Source organism: Rickettsia felis URRWXCal2 (genome assembly GCA_000012145.1).
GTDB classification, from domain to species: domain Bacteria; phylum Pseudomonadota; class Alphaproteobacteria; order Rickettsiales; family Rickettsiaceae; genus Rickettsia; species Rickettsia felis.
In genome coordinates, this window is sequence record CP000053.1 from 637,323 (window position 1) to 654,688 (window position 17,366).

Below are 17,366 nucleotides of genomic sequence, written 5' to 3' on the forward strand. Positions count from 1 at the left end.
CAACTATTCATTTACGCAGAGTATACTCAATCGCTGCTTTAATGAACTGAATAAATAACGGATGAGCTTCAAAAGGTTTAGATTTAAATTCCGGATGAAATTGTACTCCTACGAACCAACGAAGTTCCGGTAGTTCAATTATTTCTACAATTTCTTCATCCTTTGAAAAACCGCTAAATACTACTCCGTTTTTTTCAAAAATATTTTGAAATTCATTATTAAATTTATATCTATGACGATGTCTCTCATTTATTTCAAGGCTTTTATAAGCATTAGCTGCAATGGTATTTGCAACCAAACTACAAGGATAAGAGCCGAGCCTCATAGTCTTTTTTACATTTTCAATTGTTATTTTTGAGCCTTCACAGTTTTTATTTATTTTCTCAATAATTTTTGTACCGTCTACTTTAAATTCTTCCGTTACTGCATCTTTAATACCGATTAAGTTCTGAGCTATTTCGATCGTTGCAAGTTGCATACCGAAACATATTCCAAAAAAAGGTATGTTATTAGTACGGGCATATGTTATTGCTGTAATTTTTCCTTTAGTTGCCCGTTCTCCAAATCCGCCTGGTACTAAAATCCCATCTATATTTAATAATTTTTTATTAATATTCTCTTCAGTTAGATTTTCAGCATTTATCCATACTAAATCAATTTTGTATTTGTAATAAATACCTGCATGATCAAGTGCCTCGATTACTGATTTATAAGCATCTTTTAATTTATGATATTTAGCTATTATAGCAATTCTTACTTTTGAACTAGAATCTTTTAGCCTACCAATTATATCATACCATTTATCTAATTTGGACGGTACGACATTAATATTAAAAAATTTTAGTACTTTATTATCAAGACCTGAATTATGATACGCAATCGGTACTAAATATATATTTTTTTGATCTATTGCCGGAATAACATACTCAGATTCTATATTACAAAATAAAGCTATTTTATCTATTTCGCTTTTTGAAATGTTACGTTCTGCACGACATACTAGTATATTAGGTGTAATACCTATAGCACGTAATTCTTTAACTGAGTGTTGGGTAGGTTTTGTTTTTAATTCACGGGCGGTTTTAACATAAGGTAATAATGTTAAATGAATAAATAAACAATTTTCGTTTTTTAATTTGTTACCGATTTGTCTTATAGCTTCAAAAAACGGTAGACCTTCAATATCACCGACTGTACCACCTATTTCACAAATAATAAAATCAAAGCCCTTGGTGTTTGAAAGTATAAAATCTTTTATTATATTTGTAACATGCGGGATGATTTGAACGGTAACGCCGGTGTAATTTCCTAAACGCTCATCTTTAAGTAATTTTGAGTATATAGCTCCTGTTGTGATGCTATCAAACTTGCACGAGGAAACTCCGGTAAAACGTTCATAATGTCCAAGATCTAGATCGGTTTCTGCTCCGTCATCCGTTACATATACTTCCCCATGTTCGTGAGGATTCATAGTCCCAGGGTCGACGTTAAGATAAGGGTCTAGTTTTCGTACGCAAACTTTAAATCCTTTCGCTTGTAATAGCATAGCAAGAGATGCTGCCGTTAGACCTTTACCGAGTGATGAAACAACGCCGCCGGTAACAAAAATGAAACGTACCATTATTTATTATAAACCTAGTTTACTAATATTTTCGTAAAATTTTACTGCTTTTTTTAAGTCGTCTTCCGTATCTACGGAAATAGGAACATTCTCAACTAAACATGTACCTATAGTCATACCGTTTTCAAGGACACGTAATTGTTCTAAACGTTCTGTTTTTTCTAAAAAAGTCGGCTTAAGAGATACAAATTTTTCTAAAGCGTTTTTGCGAAAACCATACATGCCTACATGATATAAAAATTTTTCTGCACCGTTTGGAATAAGACTACGCGAAAAATACAATGCTTTCCCCGCCGAGTCAACCGCTACGGTAACATTACTACTAGCTTCTACTGATTCTCTATCTACCTTTACTACCGGTGTAACAATATCGTACTCGCTGTTTTTTAAATATTCTATAATTTTCAAAATAGAGCTAGGTTCAATGAAAGGCATATCTCCCTGTACATTAACTATGTAATTAATGTTTTGATTATTTGGAATTAATTTAAAAGCTTCATAAGTACGATCAGTACCGGTTGGGATAGCACTATCCGTGAATATTACTTTTCCTCCGACTTTTTTAATAATATTTGCTATCTCTTCCGAGTCGGTCGCAACATATGTATGCTCAAGGTTAGCCTGATTTACTTGTTTGAATACCCGCTCGATTAAAGTTGTAGAGCCGATAAGCTGCAGCGGTTTTTGTTTAAGTCTAGTTGAACTTAGCCTTGAGGGGATAATTATAGCCACATCCTGATGCTGCATAAACTTCCTATATATTAAATTAAAAAATAATTGTTGACAGATTAGCCTTTTTCGGCGATAAAGTAAAACATAATTTTTGAATATATTTTATACCTAAGTGTCATCCCGTGGCTTGACCATGGGATCCAGAAAAAACTTAAAGCGTATGTTATTTTAATATTTTAAACTGGATTCCGTGGTCAAGCCACGGAATGACACACAGAAAAAGCATAAATATATTTAAGAGCTCGTAGCTCAGTCGGTAGAGCATTTGACTTTTAATCAAAGGGTCCCGGGTTCGAATCCCGGCGAGCTCACCACATCTCTATTTGTGGGTTTGTAGCTCAGCTGGTTAGAGCACACGCCTGATAAGCGTGAGGTCGGAAGTTCAAGTCTTCTCAAACCCACCATTCAATCCACTAAGATCTATAATTACATATTTAAAGTAGAATAAGAAATATTAGATTAATCAATAATTTCTTTGTATAGATAACATTTTTTCTCAATAAGTCTTTTTAAGGGTAGGAAGAGGTTAGAAGGTAAATTATCAAGAGCAAACCACTGCCAGTTCTCTACCTTATGAGGCTCAAGATTCTGTAATTCATGCTCATTTAAACAATGAGCTTTAAGGAAAATTGATACGTAATGCTTTTGTTCTTTTTCAAAAATATCGTTAGTCACCGCTATAAATTGTGGGTTTTCAATGATTAGATTTGTTTCTTCTAAAACTTCACGGATAGCACATTCTTCAAATGTTTCCCCAAATTCTAAATGTCCACCGGCAGGAGCATAACTAGATTCACCATGGGAACTAATACGTTTACCTAATAAAATCTCATTCCTATTATTAAAGATTAAAATACCGATACCGATCCGTGGGTGGTTAATCATATATTAAGTAGCTCCGAGTAAATGAAAAGTCGATATACGAAGTTCTATCTATTGACTTATTAATAGCTTACGTTAATTTCCAAATCAAATAAAAAATATTGCTTATTTAAATACTGTGAGCTATATGAATTCCATTGATGTATTTAGTATGAAGTATTTATAGTGATATTATACCTGTAATATTGCTAATATAGGTTATTATGATAAATAAAGAAGATTTTGACTGTGCATTTAAAATACTAGAACTACAAACAAATATATTAAATCTAAAGTTACAACAAGTAAAACTAGGCTATTATCGACGCAGTACAACATTAAAAGTTTTAGATTCTAAACTTTTAACACTTCTGAAAAGCATAACAAAATATAACTTTATTCCTCGTATTAATTTAGGTAATTCACTTTTAGTCGGAGAAGGAAATTTAAGCTTTTCTGTTAGCTTAATGAAAAAATTGCAACAATTACCTAGATGTATTACTTCTACATATGAAGATTATGATGATTTATCAGAAACCGCTCAATTGAATACATATAAACTTAGAAAATTTGGAATAAATGTATTACACAATATAGATGCAACTAAATTACATAAAAATTTTAATCATAATTCTTTTGATACAATAATTTTTCAATTTCCACATTCCGGTAGTAGAGAAGAAATAAATGGTTTAAATCCAAATTATATTCTTGTCCGTGATTTTATAGTTTCTGCATCTTATGTATTAAAGAAACATGGATTGATTCTAATTACCATAGTGGATAGCGATTTCTATAATAGTATATTTCAATTTGAAAAATTGTCACAAGAATTAAAGATATCTACCCCTATTAAATATAAATTTGATCCAAAAGATTACCCGGAATATGTACACACTATGACTAATCAAGATGAAAGTGCAATTGAGAACTATTCTAAATTTGCTACTTGGGAATTTAAATTATGAGTCAACTTAGTCTTTTTAATGACCAAATAATTATTTCGGGACTAAAATATATTGAGGAATATATAACAGCAGAACAAGAGGATAGGCTCATAAAATTAATAGATAGTAGCCCCTGGATTACTGATTTAAAACGTAGAGTTCAGCATTACGGCTATAAGTATGATTATAAAAGCCGTTCTATAGAACAATCATATTATTTAGGGCTTTTACCTAAATGGTTACAGATTGTAGCTGATGAATTTTATAAAAAGAATATTTTTAATGAAATCCCAAATCAAGTAATTGTAAATGAGTATATGCCAGGACAAGGTATCGCTTCCCATATAGATTGTATACCTTGCTTTTCAGATACCATATGTTCACTAAGCTTAGGGGGGAGCTGTATTATGGAATTAACAAATGATAAAACAAAACATGCTATTTTACTTAAGCCTAGAAGTTTATTAGTTTTTAAAAATGAAGCAAGATATAAGTGGCAACACGGAATTGCAGCTAGAAAGAGTGATAATAAAATAATACGTAATAGACGTATATCTTTAACTTTTAGAAAAGCGATTTTGTAAAAAATATTGCTTATTTAGATACTGTAAGCTATTTGTAGATTATATTTAATATTTACCTGTAGTTATGAATTCTACTAATCACTTACAAAATAATAGCTTAACTATCTCGTGGCTCAAACTCGGTATTTTATCTTTAGGGTTTGCAGGTTTATATTCGGTTATTTTGGTAGTGTTACGTACTCCTCAATTATCGAGCTTTTTTCCAAACCCGCATATTTTCAAATCTGCTTTAATTATTCATGTTAATTTATCGGTATTAATTTGGTTGTTGTCTATTATGGCTAGTGTTTGGGGGTGTGAAACGTCATTGCGAGGAGAGGCAAAGCCTCGACGCGGCAATCTCAGGAATTTTGCACTGCTTCATGAGATTGCCACGCTCTCTACGTTCGCTCGCAATGACGTGTTTCGTCTTTACCCCAAACTCGCTTTTCTAGCTACTCTTCTAATCGCTATTTCTCCAATAGCCGGACACAACCCAGTGATGAATAATTATATACCGATGCTTGAAAATATTATCTTTATTTTGGGGTTAAGCTTATTTGGCGTTACGCTCTTATTATACGCAATAAATATCTTATATTTCTTCGATTGGATGAACTTAAATAGTCTAGTTAATTTTACAATATTATTGACTATTATAATGTTCATTTTAAGCTTCATTTGCTTTGGATGGTCTTATAACGGTTTGCAACGCGTTATCCAAATTATTCCAATCGAGATAGAATTTTATTATGAATTGCTTTTTTGGAGCGGAGGTCATTTACTACAATTTATCTATACTCAAATATTAATATTTATTTGGGTTGTCTTATTTCAGAAGCTAATAGGCAGAGAATTAAAATTCCAAAAATTTTATCTGTTCTTACTTTATTTGAATTTTATTTTTGGCGTTCTTATAGTTTGCGGTCATATATCTTATGATATTATTGATGGTAGTTTTAAAGAGTTTTATACAAACCATATGAAGTATCTAGGTGGTATTGCTCCTGTTTTATGTTTGGTCGGTATGGGGGTTGAATGGGTATTTCGCTGTACCGTCATTGCGGGTGACTATAAGGAGCGTGGCAATCTCAGGATGTTTACTGAGATTGCTTCGTCAATTGCTATGCAATTTCCTCGCAATGACGATGTAATCAAAACCACCCTTCTTTGCTCTATTACTTTATTCCTACTTGGAGGACTTATTGCAATGAATATCACAGGTATAAATGTGGTAATTCCTGCTCATTATCACGGTTCTATAGTGGGGATTAGTATTGCTTGTATGGGGTATAGTTATTTGGGTATTGAGAGGCGTCAACGCCATTGCGAGCGACTAAAAGGAGTGCAGCAATCTCATGAGGCAATACAAAAATTCCCGAGATTGCCGCGTCGGCACTTCGTGCCTACTCGCAATGACAATATTATTAATTTTACATTCTACCTCCTAACATTCGGGCAGATTTTACACATATTAGGGCTGGCACTTGCCGGTGGTTACGGTGTTATGCGGAAAGATCCAAATAGTGTAATGCCAATGTCAGCTAAGCTATTAATGGGTATGATGGGCGGGGGAGGGCTTATTGCTATAGTAGGCGGCTTGATGTTTGTTTATATTTGTGGTAAAACAATGTTTTTAAAAAGTATAAAACTAGAACATGAGTAAACCAACTAGAGAAGAAGCTAAAGAAGCGGTAAGAACGTTACTAAAATTCATTGGTGAAGATCCAACTAGAGAAGGGTTGCTTAAAACCCCTGATAGAGTGGTTAACAGCTATACGGAAATATTTTCCGGTTATGGAAAGGATGTAGCTGAAATATTAAATACAAAATTTTACGATACTTGTAATTTTCAGGATTTTATCTTACTGAAAGATATAAAATTCACCTCTTTTTGTGAACATCATATGTTACCTTTTATCGGTACGGTGGATATAGCTTATATTCCTGATAATTGTATTGTCGGCATAAGCAAGTTAGCACGAATAGTAAATGCCTTTTCTAAAAGATTACAAATACAAGAAAAGATGACGGTACAAATAGCCGAAAGCGTACAGGAGAATTTAAAGCCGCTTGGCGTTGCCGTTAAGATTTCTGCTTTACATAGTTGTATGTCGATGCGTGGAGTGATGCAAGATAATAGTGTTATGAACACTATGCATTATACAGGGATATTTGCCGAGCAGCAGAAATATCGCTATGATTTTCTGAATCTTACTGCTAAAAGGTAAGTGCATGTTCATCGTCATTGCGAGCGACTGAAAGGAGCGTGGCAATCTTAGGATTTTGGCATGAGATTGCTTCGTCAAAACTTACAGTTTTTCCTCGCAATGACGATTAGGCACCCACGCAGGCAATGCCTTCTTGCAATAACGGAAAATACATTAAACTAAAAAAATTCTATGTTATTATCAAAATATTTTTTACCTGTTTTAAAAGAAGAACCGAGTGAAGCTCAAGTAACTTCGCATAAATTAATGCTTAGAAGTGGAATGATTAGGCAACAAGCAGCAGGTATTTATACATGGCTTCCGCTTGGTTTAAAAGTACTGAAGAATATCGAGAATATAGTACGCTCAAACATGAATAAAGCGGGAGCTTTGGAAGTTCTAATGCCTTGCATTCAACCCGCACATTTATGGATGGAATCGGGACGTTTTGATAATTACGGTAAGGAAATGCTGAAATTTCAAGATCGTCACGATAATACTTTACTATTTGGTCCTACTAACGAAGATATGATTACGGATATTTTCCGTCATAATATTAAGTCATATAAGGATTTGCCGAAAAATCTTTATCATATCCAATGGAAGTTTCGTGATGAGATTAGACCCCGTTTCGGTGTTATGAGAGGTCGGGAGTTTCTTATGAAAGATGCTTATTCTTTTGATATCAACGAAGAAAATGCCGTTAAGACCTATAATCAAATGTATCAGGCTTATATTAATACTTTTCGAGATTTAGGCGTATTTGCTATCCCCGTTATTGCCGATAACGGTCCAATCGGCGGCAATTTAAGCCATGAGTTTCATATTATCGCCGAAACCGGTGAAAGTACTATTTATTACAATAAAAGATTTAAAACTTTAAAAGATAACCCTAATATCGATGTAGAGGAAATTAAAAGCTGGTACGCAGCAGCCGAAGAAAAGCATGACGTAAATAAATTACCCATATCTGAACAAGAAATAACTAGCAGTAAAGGGATAGAAGTCGGGCATATTTTTTATATCGGCTCAAAATATTCAGTTAATATGAATGCTCTTATTAATGACGAACACGGTAAACTAACTCCTGTAGAAATGAGTTCTTACGGCATAGGTATTTCAAGGTTAGTAGCGGCTATTATAGAAGCAAATTGCAATGAGAAAGGTATTATATGGCCTTCTAACGTTGCTCCTTTTAAAGTTTCTTTAATTAATTTAAATATTCATGATAGTAAATGCGTAGAGCTGGCGGCAAAAGTTTATAAAGAGCTATCTGCTCAAAACATAGAAGTGCTATATGATGATACCGAAGCACGTGCCGGCAGTAAATTCGCAACGCACGACCTTATCGGCTCACCTTATCAAATTATAATCGGTCCTAAAAAAGCAGCAGATGATATTGTTGAACTAAAAAACCGTAAAATCGGAGTGATTGAGGATATTGAGGTAGAAAATCTTATTCATTATATCAAATAATATAGACAGTGATAGTATCATATGATACTATCATAGGTATATTAAATATAATACGTAAAATATATGAATATATCTGCAACTGAGTTAAATAAAAATCCCGGAAAAATCATTGATCAAGCACTAAGAGAGCCGATAGTAATTAATAAGCAAGGTAGACCTACCGTTGTTTTAGTAGATTATGAATATTTTACTAAGCTTGAAGATGATTATTGGGGGAAAGCAGCAACAAATATTACAAAACAGCCGGAATGGTTATCAGCAAAAGAATCAGAAAAATTTCTTAAAGGCTAATGAAAGAAATAATTTTAGAAAAAAGGGTAATAAAAAATATTAGAACGTTATCCCGAAAAGCATTAGCGTCAAATTAAAAACAAGATTCTCTCTTTAATAAATAATCCGGTACCCAATGATAGTAAATTATTAGTAGGCTACCATGATTTCTATAGGTGCGATTGGAGAATATAGAATAATTTATCGTTTTAATGAAACTACAATTTACGTAATATTAGTTGGAAAACGTAACGATTCTGAAGTGTATAAATTATTAAAAAATATTTTCTAATAAAATGTATTGTAAGAGAAATGAGTGTATGACACAGTTGATTCACAAGAGATTAACATGAAAAATTTTATAAAATATTTATTTTTTACCGTTTTATATATAGTAGTAACAATAATAGTTGCTTATATGGTTTTGGCTCAAACTATTCCTAATGATGGGCAGTGTCATATGATGGATAGACCGCTTGTTATTCATTACATTTTAGCAGCAATTATTACCGCTTTACCGGCACTAATTTTAATATATAGTAGAAAGAAAAAGTAGGTATACTCGCTGAATTTGAAAAATTGGCTATGTCGTCTTTGTAGCCCTTCGGTACGAACTATATTAATTATACGCTCCGTTCCGAGGTGCTACAGACTCCATGCTCTTTTCCAAATTGAGCTTCGTCTATCAACTCTTTATTTATGAGAGGTATATATGATCGGTAAATTAAGCGGTAAGATTGATTCCCAAGGCGATGATTACATTATAATTGACGTAAATGGGGTAGGGTATCTTGTTTATGCTTCAGGTAAAACTTTAGGTAAACTTGCTGAAGGTGAGTTTTATAAACTATTTATCGAAACCCATGTTAGAGAGGAGCATATTCATCTTTACGGTTTTCTGACTCTAGAAGAGAAAAATTTTTTTAATTTGTTACAATCAGTAAACGGTATCGGTACAAGAATGGCTTTATCTATCTTATCAAGCCTTACACCTTCAGATATTCAAATTGCTATAAATAATGAAGATAAAAATATATTTAAAGCAATATCGGGAGTAGGGGCTAAACTTGCTGAGCGTATAGTGTTAGAGCTGAAAGGTAAAGTAGCGAAAATATCAAGCGGCTCTGTTATTATTAAAGATAGCTTAAATATTAAGAATATTACGCCCGTCGCAAGTAATGAAGTAATAAAAGCTCTAGTAAATCTAGGATTTTCTAGATTTGAAGCTCAAAACGCCGTTCAAGGCATCATTATCCAAAACCCCGAAATTTCTATTGATGAGTTAATCAAAACAGCCCTGAAAAACCGAAATGCCGGTCTCTAAATTAAATATTAATTTATTAACATTCCCCTTACTTTTATTTAATTTTGATATATAATACATATTCAAAAGAAATATCATTAAAATTAATAGGTAAAATTATGTCAAAATTAAAAACATTTTTAGCAAGTATAAATGTTAATAAATTAATTGAGGAACTAAAAAAAGACCCAGCTACATTAAATATCAACGATGAGGTATTACCCAATCATTTGGAAGATTTACTAGAAACTTTAAAAGGAGATGATACTGTAAAAACGCTAAAGATTGAAAGTTCTGTATGGAATTCAGCATCATTACTATCACACAACGGTATAACAGAAGAAAGTAAAATAGAATTATTGAAAGCGATACCAAAAATGAATCTAAACGCTTTAGGTTTGACCGGTCTTACTCTAAACAATAGCAATATAGATATTTTTTGTGAAGCAATCAAACATAGCAAAATTAATGAACTTGAGTTTTTTTTAGGTAGAGAAATAAGTGATGAATCAAAAGCAAAATTATTCACTTCTATAAAAAATAATAAAGCTCTTCTTAATTGTTTGGTTACGGGTCCAAATGATATGTCCTCACAAGAGAAACAAGAAAAGAAAGCATGGACAAGTCAAATTAATGAGAGAACTGATAAAAATCAGAGTATTCTAGAAGAAGTAGCACAAGTTTTAAAAGATTGGTCTGAAACGCCTAACGATTTGCATAAGGGTACAATTCATAGTTACTTAAAATTATATCAAAAGTTAAATAAAGATAGTGTTATAGAAGAGTTAGAAAAGTTAAAAGTAACTGATGCAAACTTTATTCTAGAAAACGCAGATAAACATATTAATGAGCATTTTTTTGAGATGGTGGGAATTGCAAAAGAGGTATATGCTGATGGTTTATTTGTGCCTACTGATATAATTAGTTACATCGCATCTTGTATTGGGGATTTATCTAATATAATAAATAAATCAAGTGATATAGAATCTTAAAATAATTTATAGCATAAAACTATTTTTTAGCTATTATTAGTCATTATATTCGATTTAAATTAATGACTAATATATTATCGCCTGAAAAAATTGAAAATGATCAAGAATTGCCGATAAGACCGTCATATTTGCAAGAATTTGTCGGTCAACAGCAGATTAAAGAGAATCTTTCGGTATTTATTAAAGCTGCAAAATCTCGGAATGAGCATCTTGACCATACTTTATTTTACGGTCCGCCCGGTCTTGGTAAGACTACGCTTGCTAAGATTATCTCTAATGAAATCGGCGGTAATTTCAAATCCACCTCCGGTCCTGCTATACTTAAAGCAGCTGACCTTGCTGCTATCCTAACTAATCTTGAAAAAAACGACGTATTATTTATTGATGAAATTCACCGACTAAATACTGCGGTTGAAGAGGTTTTATATCCTGCTATGGAGGATTTTGAGCTTGATATAATTATCGGTGAAGGTCCTGCCGCAAGGTCAGTGAAAATAACCTTGCCGAAATTTACCTTAATCGGGGCTACTACACGCCTTGGGCTGCTTAGTAATCCTTTGCGTGATAGGTTCGGTATTCCTATGCGGCTTAATTTTTATAATACTGAAGAATTGAAGAAAGTTCTAAATAGAGCGAGTAAATTATTTGATATTGATTTGACCGATTCAGGTTCGGAAGAGATAGCAAAAAGAAGTAGAGGAACGCCAAGAATTGCATTAAGATTGCTTCGTCGTATAAGAGATTTTGCAGCAGTTGACGGTAAATCAAGAGTAGATAAAGAAATCTCTGATTTTGGGTTAAATCGTTTGGAAGTTGATCACATAGGACTTGATAGCAACGATTATCGTTATCTAAAATTCATAGCGGATAATTATAACGGCGGTCCTGTCGGAATTGAAACGATTGCAGCAGCCCTTTCTGAACAGCGTGATGCACTTGAAGAAACCATAGAGCCTTATCTTATACAGATAGGTTTATTACAAAGAACTCCTAGAGGTAGGGTAATCACGATTGCCGCTTTTGAGCATTTGAAAATGCCGATACCTAATCAATCACATCATCAATTTAATATTTTTAACGAGAATGAGTAATAATAATTTAAATGATAGTTATACAGCTGCAGATGTTATAAAAAGGCTGATAAAAGATCATGTGAAACCTTACGCAAATAAAATATATTTTTCGATATTTTGCATGGTTATTGCAGCACTTTGTACGGCAGTGATTGTACATGCGGTTAGACCTATTATTGATAAGATTTTTTTAACGCATGATAAGAAAATGCTTATAATAATGCCTATAGTGCTTACTGTAACTTTTTTTATAAAAGGAATTTCAGAGTATTATCAGAATTATCTAATAAAATTTGTTGGGCAGAGGGTACTAAATGATTTGCAGATAAAAATGTATGAGCATTTGTTACTTGCCGATATTTCTTTTATTCAAAACCAATCTTCAGGACGTTTAATATCTCGTTTTACTAATGATATTTCTTTGATGCGTGGGGCTGTTTCTAATTTACTTGTCGGATGTGCTAAACATTTTCTAACTGTAGTATGTTTAATAATAACGATGTTTCATTTAGAACCACTATTATCTTGTGTAGTTTTTCTTGTTTTTCCTTTGGCTGTTTATCCGGTGCAAAGGATGGGTAGAAAGATAAGAAAAATATTTTCACAATCGCAAGAGGAGCTTGGACATTATACTTCTAGGCTTGATGAAACATTTCAGTCAATTAAGATTATTAAATCTTTTGTAGGCGAAAAAATAGAAAGTAATAGAGCATCGTTGATTATTAATAATATTTTAGAGTTTTACAAAAAAACATCTAAGCTAGATGCGATGGTTTCACCGATTATGGAGGGTTTAAGCGGTCTTGCAGTCGGAGGGATGGTTTGGTACGGCGGTAATTTAGTTCTTGAGGGTAAAACAACACCCGGTGCATTATTTGCTTTTTTAGCTGCTTTTGCTGCAGCTTATAGACCGTTTAAAAGTTTGGTATCGTTAAATATTAATTTGCAGGAAGGAATAGCCGCAGCTAAGAGGGTATTTAGTATTTTGGATACCGAACCTCTTATTAAAGATCATGAAGATGCTAAAGAAGTAGATTTATATAATCCACAAATTACTTTTGAAAAACTGGCTTTAAGTTTTGAGAGTAAAATAGTTATAAAATATATAGATTTAAAGCTAGAGCCTCATAAAATGATTGCGTTTGTTGGACGTTCAGGTAGTGGTAAGACGTCTCTTAGTAATTTATTAGTGCGTTTTTATGATCCAAATGAAGGAAGAATTTTAATTAATAATCATGATATTAAAGATATTAAGCTGACGATGCTTAGAGGACAGATTTCCTTAGTTACTCAAGATACTCATTTATTTGATACAAGCGTTGCCGAAAATATAGCATACGGTCAGGAAAACGCTACAAGAGAAGAAATAATTGAAGCAGCGAAATATGCAGATGCTCATGAGTTTATTATACATCTGCCGAACGGTTACGACACACAAATAGGAGTGCAGGGGACAACTCTTTCAGGCGGTCAGCGTCAGCGTTTAGCTATTGCTAGAGCTTTCTTAAAAGACGTACCTATTTTAATTTGGGATGAAGCAACAAGTAGCTTAGACCAAGCTTCCGAACAGAAAATTCTAGAATCTTTAAAGAAATTACGCCAAGGAAAAACCACTTTAATCATTACGCATCGTTTAAGCAGTATTACCGACCTTGATAATATTATCGTCATGAAAAACGGTGAGATTTGTGAGCAGGGTACTCACACTCAATTGCTTAAGAATAAGGATGAATATTATAGGTTGTATAATAAGGAGTTAAGGGAGAACGGTTGACTTATAAAATAAATAGTTTATATTTCTTAATTTTTGTTAACTATTATTACAATACTAATATTTTCGTCATTGCGAGGAGCAAAGCGACGTGGCAATCTCGTCAAGTATCCTGAGATTGCTTCGCCTTGATTACTACGTAATTCTTCTCGCAATGACGATTTAATGGAACACCTCAATGCTCATTACCAAGATTTTTAAAGACTATCGATTATTTGAAATATTTATTTTAGGAATAGTTAGCGGTATGCCGCTGGTTATAATCTTTTCTACTCTTTCGGTATGGTTAAAAGAATCCGGAATAGATATCGCTGTTATTACTACTTTTGCGGTTGCAAGATTATCATATTCGTTAAAAGTATTTTGGTCACCGTTAGTCGATAATTTTAAAATACCTTTTTTAAGTAGGTGGGGACATCGAAAAAGCTGGCTTATATTATGTAGCTCTTTAATGGTTTTAGTGCTAATTGCTATGAGCAAGGAAAATCCTGAAGTTTCTTTAACTTCTTTATATTTTTTGACTATAGCATTAGGCTTTTTATCCAGCACGTTCGATATTGCCGTTGATGCGTTGCGTATAGATAAGTTTGATCAGGAAACTCAAACTATTGCTAGTGCAACTGCCGTATTCGGTTATCGAATCGGTATGCTTATTACAGGAGCAGGTGCTTTATATCTTGCAGAAATAACCGGAAATAATTGGCAGTTAACTTTCGTTATTATAGCTATAATATTTGCCGTTGCAACGATATTTATAATAACCGTAAACGAAAAAGAATTAGTAAGAGAAAAAGTTAATATTACTTCTATTATTTCATGGATTTATGCGGTCATTAATCCGTTTAAAGATTTTTTCAAAAGAGAATTTGCCGTAACTATTTTACTTGCTGTAATATTTTTTAAATTAGGGGATGCTATGCTTGGAGCGGTTGCCTCACCTTTTTATATAGAGCTTGGTTATACAAAAGGCGAAATAGCAATAATTGCTAAACTTTACGGGTTGATTGCGACCTTAGTCGGAGGCTTTGCCGGTGGTATTGTAATGTATAAGGTAGGGAATTTTAAAGGTTTGATTATTACCGGTATTGCTCAAAGTCTAACGCATTTTGCATTTATTTGGCTTAATCACCAACCTCCTTCTTTTGAAGCTTTATTAATTGCTATTACTATAGAGAATTTTGCTGCTGCTATGGGGGCTACTGCTTTAGTCGGCTATATAGGTAATTTATGTAATAAAAAATATTCGGCAACACAATATGCTTTACTTAGCAGTAGCAGTAGTTTATGTAACAATACTGTCACTATTTATGCCGGAAAACTTGTAAATATGATGGGTTGGGACGGTTTTTTCATCTTTACTATAATTTTAGCCTTGCCTGCTTTGTTTATATTAATGTATCTTAATAAGAAGGTTAATGTGTAGTAAGTTTTGTTTTTAACGTCATTGCGAGGAAATTTACAATAGTAAATTGACGAAGCAATCTCAGGAGTTTGTTATTATTTCATAAGATTGCCACGTCGCTTCGCTCCTCGCAATGACGAAATCTATACTTATTGAGCAATGATGAAAAATCCCACTTGATTTAATTTGAATAATATTTTATTTATTTAAAATGTTTAGTAAATTTTTATTACCTTATATTTTTATTGCAACATTTTTCTTTGCTCCCATAAGCGAAGCGAAGAAAGCTGTAAAAAATACCTCTAAACCTCCTGTTCAAACTAGTTTAGTAATTGATGCAAAAAGCGGCAAAGTGTTGCAGGCCCATAATTCACAAATTCGGATTTACCCCGCTTCTTTAACTAAGTTAATGACTCTATATTTAATGTTTGAAGCAATCGAAGCCGGTAAGTTGCCTTTAGATAAAAAATTACTTGTATCAGCAAAAGCTTCAAAAATGCCGCCTTGTAAACTGGGTTTAAAAGCAGGGGAAACTATAACCGTTCGAGAGGCAATTAATGGATTAATTATAAAATCTGCTAATGATGCTGCTGTAACGGTTGCTGAGGGCATGAAAGGTTCAGAAAAAGCTTTTGCTCATTTAATGAATGTTAAAGCTAAACAGCTCGGTATGAAGAATACCTATTTTAAAAACGCCTCAGGCTGGCATGATCCATTGCAGCAAACTACCGCAAGAGATATGGCTAAACTTGCTATGGCCTTGAAGAGAGATTATCCTAAATATTATCCGTTATTTGCTAAAACCAGTTTTGTATTTCGTGGAAACATAGTAAACGGACATAATAGGGTTACTAAAAATTATCAAGGTGCAGAAGGTATGAAAACAGGTTTTCATACACCGGCAGGTTATAATTTAATAACTACTGCTTCTAGGAACGGTAAATCATTGATTGCCGTTGTTACAGGAGGCAAAAGTGCCGCATCTCGTGATCAAAAAATGATGGGGCTACTAGATCAGCATTTTAATATTAAGCCTATAGTCCCTAAATCTTCAATCAAACTTGCCTCTAATAATAAATCTACTACAAAAGCTAAATCAAAAATAATAAAGAAAAAGAATATACGTAGTTGATATGTATCGTCATTGCGAGAGGCATTGCTCGCGTAGAGCGTTTTATGTCATTCCCGCGTAGGCGGGAATCCAGTTCTTGTATATGTCATCCTAGCTAACTTGATTGCGGGATCTTAGGATACAATTTGTGGCACAAGATCTCATGGTCAAGCCAGTATATTGTTGCATGGCTCAAAAAACGGCTTGATGTCATTCCTGCGAAAGCAGGAATCCATCATAAAGCAAGATAAATCGAGCTTTTAATTTCAAAAATTTGCTGTATTTATAATTTTTTTTGGATTCCTGCTTTCGCAGGAATGACATAAAACGGACCATGCAACAACACTTTCAGTTGCTCGTAATGACGAGTTATTTTAAGGATTCACTGCCAGCTTATATTTTAGATTTACAAGTTTTATATGACAATTAACACTACATTTAGCGTTTTTTGTAACTTTAGTAGATGAAGATTTTTTAGAGTTTTTAGCTAAAGTTTTACTTTGTGGTTTTTTTAGATTAATATTTTTTAGAAATTTCTCAGTTTCATTAGGTAAATATTCTATTTTTACTTTAGTTATACCTTGATTTTTAAATGCTAAAATTTCGGCTGCTTTTTGAGAAACATCTATTATACGATTTTTCTTAAAAGGACCTCTATCATTAACCATTAAAATTACTGATTTATTATTGGCTTTGTTGGTAACTTTAACTAAGCAAGGAAGCGGAAGAGTTTTATGTGCGGCAGTTAGTAAATTTCTATTAAATCTATCACCGTTAGCTGTTTTTTTACCGTGAAAACCGTCTTTACGTCCCCCGTACCATGAAGCATAACCTGTTTCGGTAAAAGATTTAGTACTGTGAGGTTTGTACGTCTTTCCTTTTATTTTATAATTTTTTCCAACTTTATAATGTCCTTTATAAGTTAGATTATGAGGATCATCCTTTGATAATTCTTTGTAAGAATATTTATGGGAATAAGGTAATCTTTTTGAGGTATTACAACCGCTTAGACAAAAAATCAATAAAAAAATTAA

General features: G+C 33.0%; 17 protein-coding genes and 2 tRNA genes. 15 read left to right on the forward strand and 4 right to left on the reverse strand.

All coding sequences use genetic code 11. The annotated features are described in order from the left end of the window. Positions 1 to 7: 7 nt before the first annotated feature. Positions 8 to 1,621, reverse strand: a complete 1,614-nt coding sequence (gene pyrG, locus RF_RS03185; protein WP_011270923.1) for a CTP synthase — start codon at positions 1,619 to 1,621, stop codon at positions 8 to 10. Positions 1,622 to 1,627: 6 nt separating this feature from the next. Continuing rightward, positions 1,628 to 2,368 carry a 3-deoxy-manno-octulosonate cytidylyltransferase gene (locus RF_RS03190; protein WP_011270924.1) on the reverse strand — a complete coding sequence of 247 codons (741 nt, stop codon included), beginning with the start codon at positions 2,366 to 2,368 and terminating at the stop codon, positions 1,628 to 1,630. Between the two features lie 223 nt (positions 2,369 to 2,591). Between RF_RS03190 and RF_RS03195 the strand changes: the two genes are divergently transcribed. Continuing rightward, a tRNA-Lys gene (locus RF_RS03195) sits at positions 2,592 to 2,667 on the forward strand. A gap of 13 nt (positions 2,668 to 2,680) precedes the next feature. After that, positions 2,681 to 2,757 (forward strand) — tRNA-Ile (locus RF_RS03200). A 55-nt stretch (positions 2,758 to 2,812) separates the two neighbouring features. On the opposite strand, the gene RF_RS03205 is transcribed toward RF_RS03200, so the two are convergent. Continuing rightward, complete coding sequence (locus RF_RS03205) at positions 2,813 to 3,238, reverse strand: nucleotide triphosphate diphosphatase NUDT15 (RefSeq protein WP_011270925.1); 426 nt, start codon at positions 3,236 to 3,238, stop codon at positions 2,813 to 2,815. A 200-nt stretch (positions 3,239 to 3,438) separates the two neighbouring features. On the opposite strand from RF_RS03205, the gene RF_RS03210 reads away from it, so the two are divergent. The 13 genes from RF_RS03210 to RF_RS03270 all read left to right on the forward strand — a co-directional run bounded on the left by RF_RS03210 (position 3,439) and on the right by RF_RS03270 (position 16,353). Next, positions 3,439 to 4,182, forward strand: a complete 744-nt coding sequence (locus RF_RS03210) for a class I SAM-dependent methyltransferase (protein WP_011270926.1) — start codon at positions 3,439 to 3,441, stop codon at positions 4,180 to 4,182. Then, positions 4,179 to 4,745, forward strand: a complete 567-nt coding sequence (locus tag RF_RS03215; protein WP_011270927.1) for an alpha-ketoglutarate-dependent dioxygenase AlkB — start codon at positions 4,179 to 4,181, stop codon at positions 4,743 to 4,745. Before RF_RS03210 ends, RF_RS03215 begins: the two co-directional genes overlap by 4 nt. Before the next feature lie 64 nt (positions 4,746 to 4,809). After that, positions 4,810 to 6,390 (forward strand): cbb3-type cytochrome c oxidase subunit I, encoded by a 1,581-nt coding sequence (locus RF_RS03220; protein WP_011270928.1) that lies wholly within the window; start codon positions 4,810 to 4,812, stop codon positions 6,388 to 6,390. Then, on the forward strand, positions 6,383 to 6,955 hold the full coding sequence (folE, locus tag RF_RS03225; RefSeq protein WP_011270929.1) for a GTP cyclohydrolase I FolE: 573 nt from the start codon (positions 6,383 to 6,385) through the stop codon (positions 6,953 to 6,955). Before RF_RS03220 ends, folE begins: the two co-directional genes overlap by 8 nt. 171 nt (positions 6,956 to 7,126) lie before the next feature. Beyond that, entirely contained in the window at positions 7,127 to 8,410 is a 1,284-nt protein-coding gene (gene proS, locus RF_RS03230; RefSeq protein ID WP_011270930.1) for a proline--tRNA ligase, read from the forward strand. A 63-nt stretch (positions 8,411 to 8,473) separates the two neighbouring features. Continuing rightward, positions 8,474 to 8,701, forward strand: a complete 228-nt coding sequence (locus tag RF_RS03235) for a type II toxin-antitoxin system Phd/YefM family antitoxin (protein WP_011270931.1) — start codon at positions 8,474 to 8,476, stop codon at positions 8,699 to 8,701. A gap of 328 nt (positions 8,702 to 9,029) precedes the next feature. Further along, on the forward strand, positions 9,030 to 9,236 hold the full coding sequence (locus RF_RS03240) for a hypothetical protein (RefSeq protein WP_039594968.1): 207 nt from the start codon (positions 9,030 to 9,032) through the stop codon (positions 9,234 to 9,236). Positions 9,237 to 9,392: 156 nt separating this feature from the next. After that, on the forward strand, positions 9,393 to 10,004 hold the full coding sequence (gene ruvA, locus RF_RS03245) for a Holliday junction branch migration protein RuvA (RefSeq protein WP_011270934.1): 612 nt from the start codon (positions 9,393 to 9,395) through the stop codon (positions 10,002 to 10,004). A 98-nt stretch (positions 10,005 to 10,102) separates the two neighbouring features. Then, positions 10,103 to 10,975 carry a hypothetical protein gene (locus RF_RS11375; protein ID WP_011270935.1) on the forward strand — a complete coding sequence of 291 codons (873 nt, stop codon included), beginning with the start codon at positions 10,103 to 10,105 and terminating at the stop codon, positions 10,973 to 10,975. Positions 10,976 to 11,037: 62 nt separating this feature from the next. Continuing rightward, the gene (gene ruvB, locus RF_RS03255) at positions 11,038 to 12,066 is read left to right on the forward strand and encodes a Holliday junction branch migration DNA helicase RuvB (RefSeq protein WP_011270936.1); all 1,029 of its coding nucleotides are present in this window, start codon (positions 11,038 to 11,040) and stop codon (positions 12,064 to 12,066) included. Continuing rightward, positions 12,059 to 13,822, forward strand: coding sequence for an ABC transporter ATP-binding protein (locus tag RF_RS03260; RefSeq protein ID WP_011270937.1), 1,764 nt, complete (start codon positions 12,059 to 12,061; stop codon positions 13,820 to 13,822). Before ruvB ends, RF_RS03260 begins: the two co-directional genes overlap by 8 nt. Before the next feature lie 175 nt (positions 13,823 to 13,997). After that, positions 13,998 to 15,242 (forward strand): AmpG family muropeptide MFS transporter, encoded by a 1,245-nt coding sequence (locus tag RF_RS03265; protein WP_011270938.1) that lies wholly within the window; start codon positions 13,998 to 14,000, stop codon positions 15,240 to 15,242. Between the two features lie 190 nt (positions 15,243 to 15,432). Continuing rightward, positions 15,433 to 16,353, forward strand: coding sequence for a D-alanyl-D-alanine carboxypeptidase family protein (locus RF_RS03270; protein WP_011270939.1), 921 nt, complete (start codon positions 15,433 to 15,435; stop codon positions 16,351 to 16,353). 353 nt (positions 16,354 to 16,706) lie between these two features. Here RF_RS03270 and RF_RS03275 read toward each other — a convergent pair whose 3' ends face one another. Then, complete coding sequence (locus RF_RS03275) at positions 16,707 to 17,354, reverse strand: septal ring lytic transglycosylase RlpA family protein (protein WP_231564243.1); 648 nt, start codon at positions 17,352 to 17,354, stop codon at positions 16,707 to 16,709. Between the last annotated feature and the right edge of the window lie 12 nt (positions 17,355 to 17,366).

What these genes read in the sequence shown, in the direction of transcription:
- ruvB (WP_011270936.1), top strand. Translation starts at nt 11,038, where the DNA reads ATGACTAATATATTATCGCCTGAAAAAATTGAAAATGATCAAGAATTG.
- RF_RS11375 (WP_011270935.1), top strand. Translation starts at nt 10,103, where the DNA reads ATGTCAAAATTAAAAACATTTTTAGCAAGTATAAATGTTAATAAATTA.
- RF_RS03260 (WP_011270937.1), top strand. Translation starts at nt 12,059, where the DNA reads ATGAGTAATAATAATTTAAATGATAGTTATACAGCTGCAGATGTTATA.
- proS (WP_011270930.1), top strand. Translation starts at nt 7,127, where the DNA reads ATGTTATTATCAAAATATTTTTTACCTGTTTTAAAAGAAGAACCGAGT.
- RF_RS03270 (WP_011270939.1), top strand. Translation starts at nt 15,433, where the DNA reads ATGTTTAGTAAATTTTTATTACCTTATATTTTTATTGCAACATTTTTC.
- pyrG (WP_011270923.1), bottom strand. Translation starts at nt 1,621, where the DNA reads ATGGTACGTTTCATTTTTGTTACCGGCGGCGTTGTTTCATCACTCGGT.
- ruvA (WP_011270934.1), top strand. Translation starts at nt 9,393, where the DNA reads ATGATCGGTAAATTAAGCGGTAAGATTGATTCCCAAGGCGATGATTAC.
- RF_RS03265 (WP_011270938.1), top strand. Translation starts at nt 13,998, where the DNA reads ATGCTCATTACCAAGATTTTTAAAGACTATCGATTATTTGAAATATTT.
- folE (WP_011270929.1), top strand. Translation starts at nt 6,383, where the DNA reads ATGAGTAAACCAACTAGAGAAGAAGCTAAAGAAGCGGTAAGAACGTTA.
- RF_RS03215 (WP_011270927.1), top strand. Translation starts at nt 4,179, where the DNA reads ATGAGTCAACTTAGTCTTTTTAATGACCAAATAATTATTTCGGGACTA.
- RF_RS03205 (WP_011270925.1), bottom strand. Translation starts at nt 3,238, where the DNA reads ATGATTAACCACCCACGGATCGGTATCGGTATTTTAATCTTTAATAAT.
- RF_RS03220 (WP_011270928.1), top strand. Translation starts at nt 4,810, where the DNA reads ATGAATTCTACTAATCACTTACAAAATAATAGCTTAACTATCTCGTGG.
- RF_RS03210 (WP_011270926.1), top strand. Translation starts at nt 3,439, where the DNA reads ATGATAAATAAAGAAGATTTTGACTGTGCATTTAAAATACTAGAACTA.
- RF_RS03190 (WP_011270924.1), bottom strand. Translation starts at nt 2,368, where the DNA reads ATGCAGCATCAGGATGTGGCTATAATTATCCCCTCAAGGCTAAGTTCA.
- RF_RS03240 (WP_039594968.1), top strand. Translation starts at nt 9,030, where the DNA reads ATGAAAAATTTTATAAAATATTTATTTTTTACCGTTTTATATATAGTA.
- RF_RS03235 (WP_011270931.1), top strand. Translation starts at nt 8,474, where the DNA reads ATGAATATATCTGCAACTGAGTTAAATAAAAATCCCGGAAAAATCATT.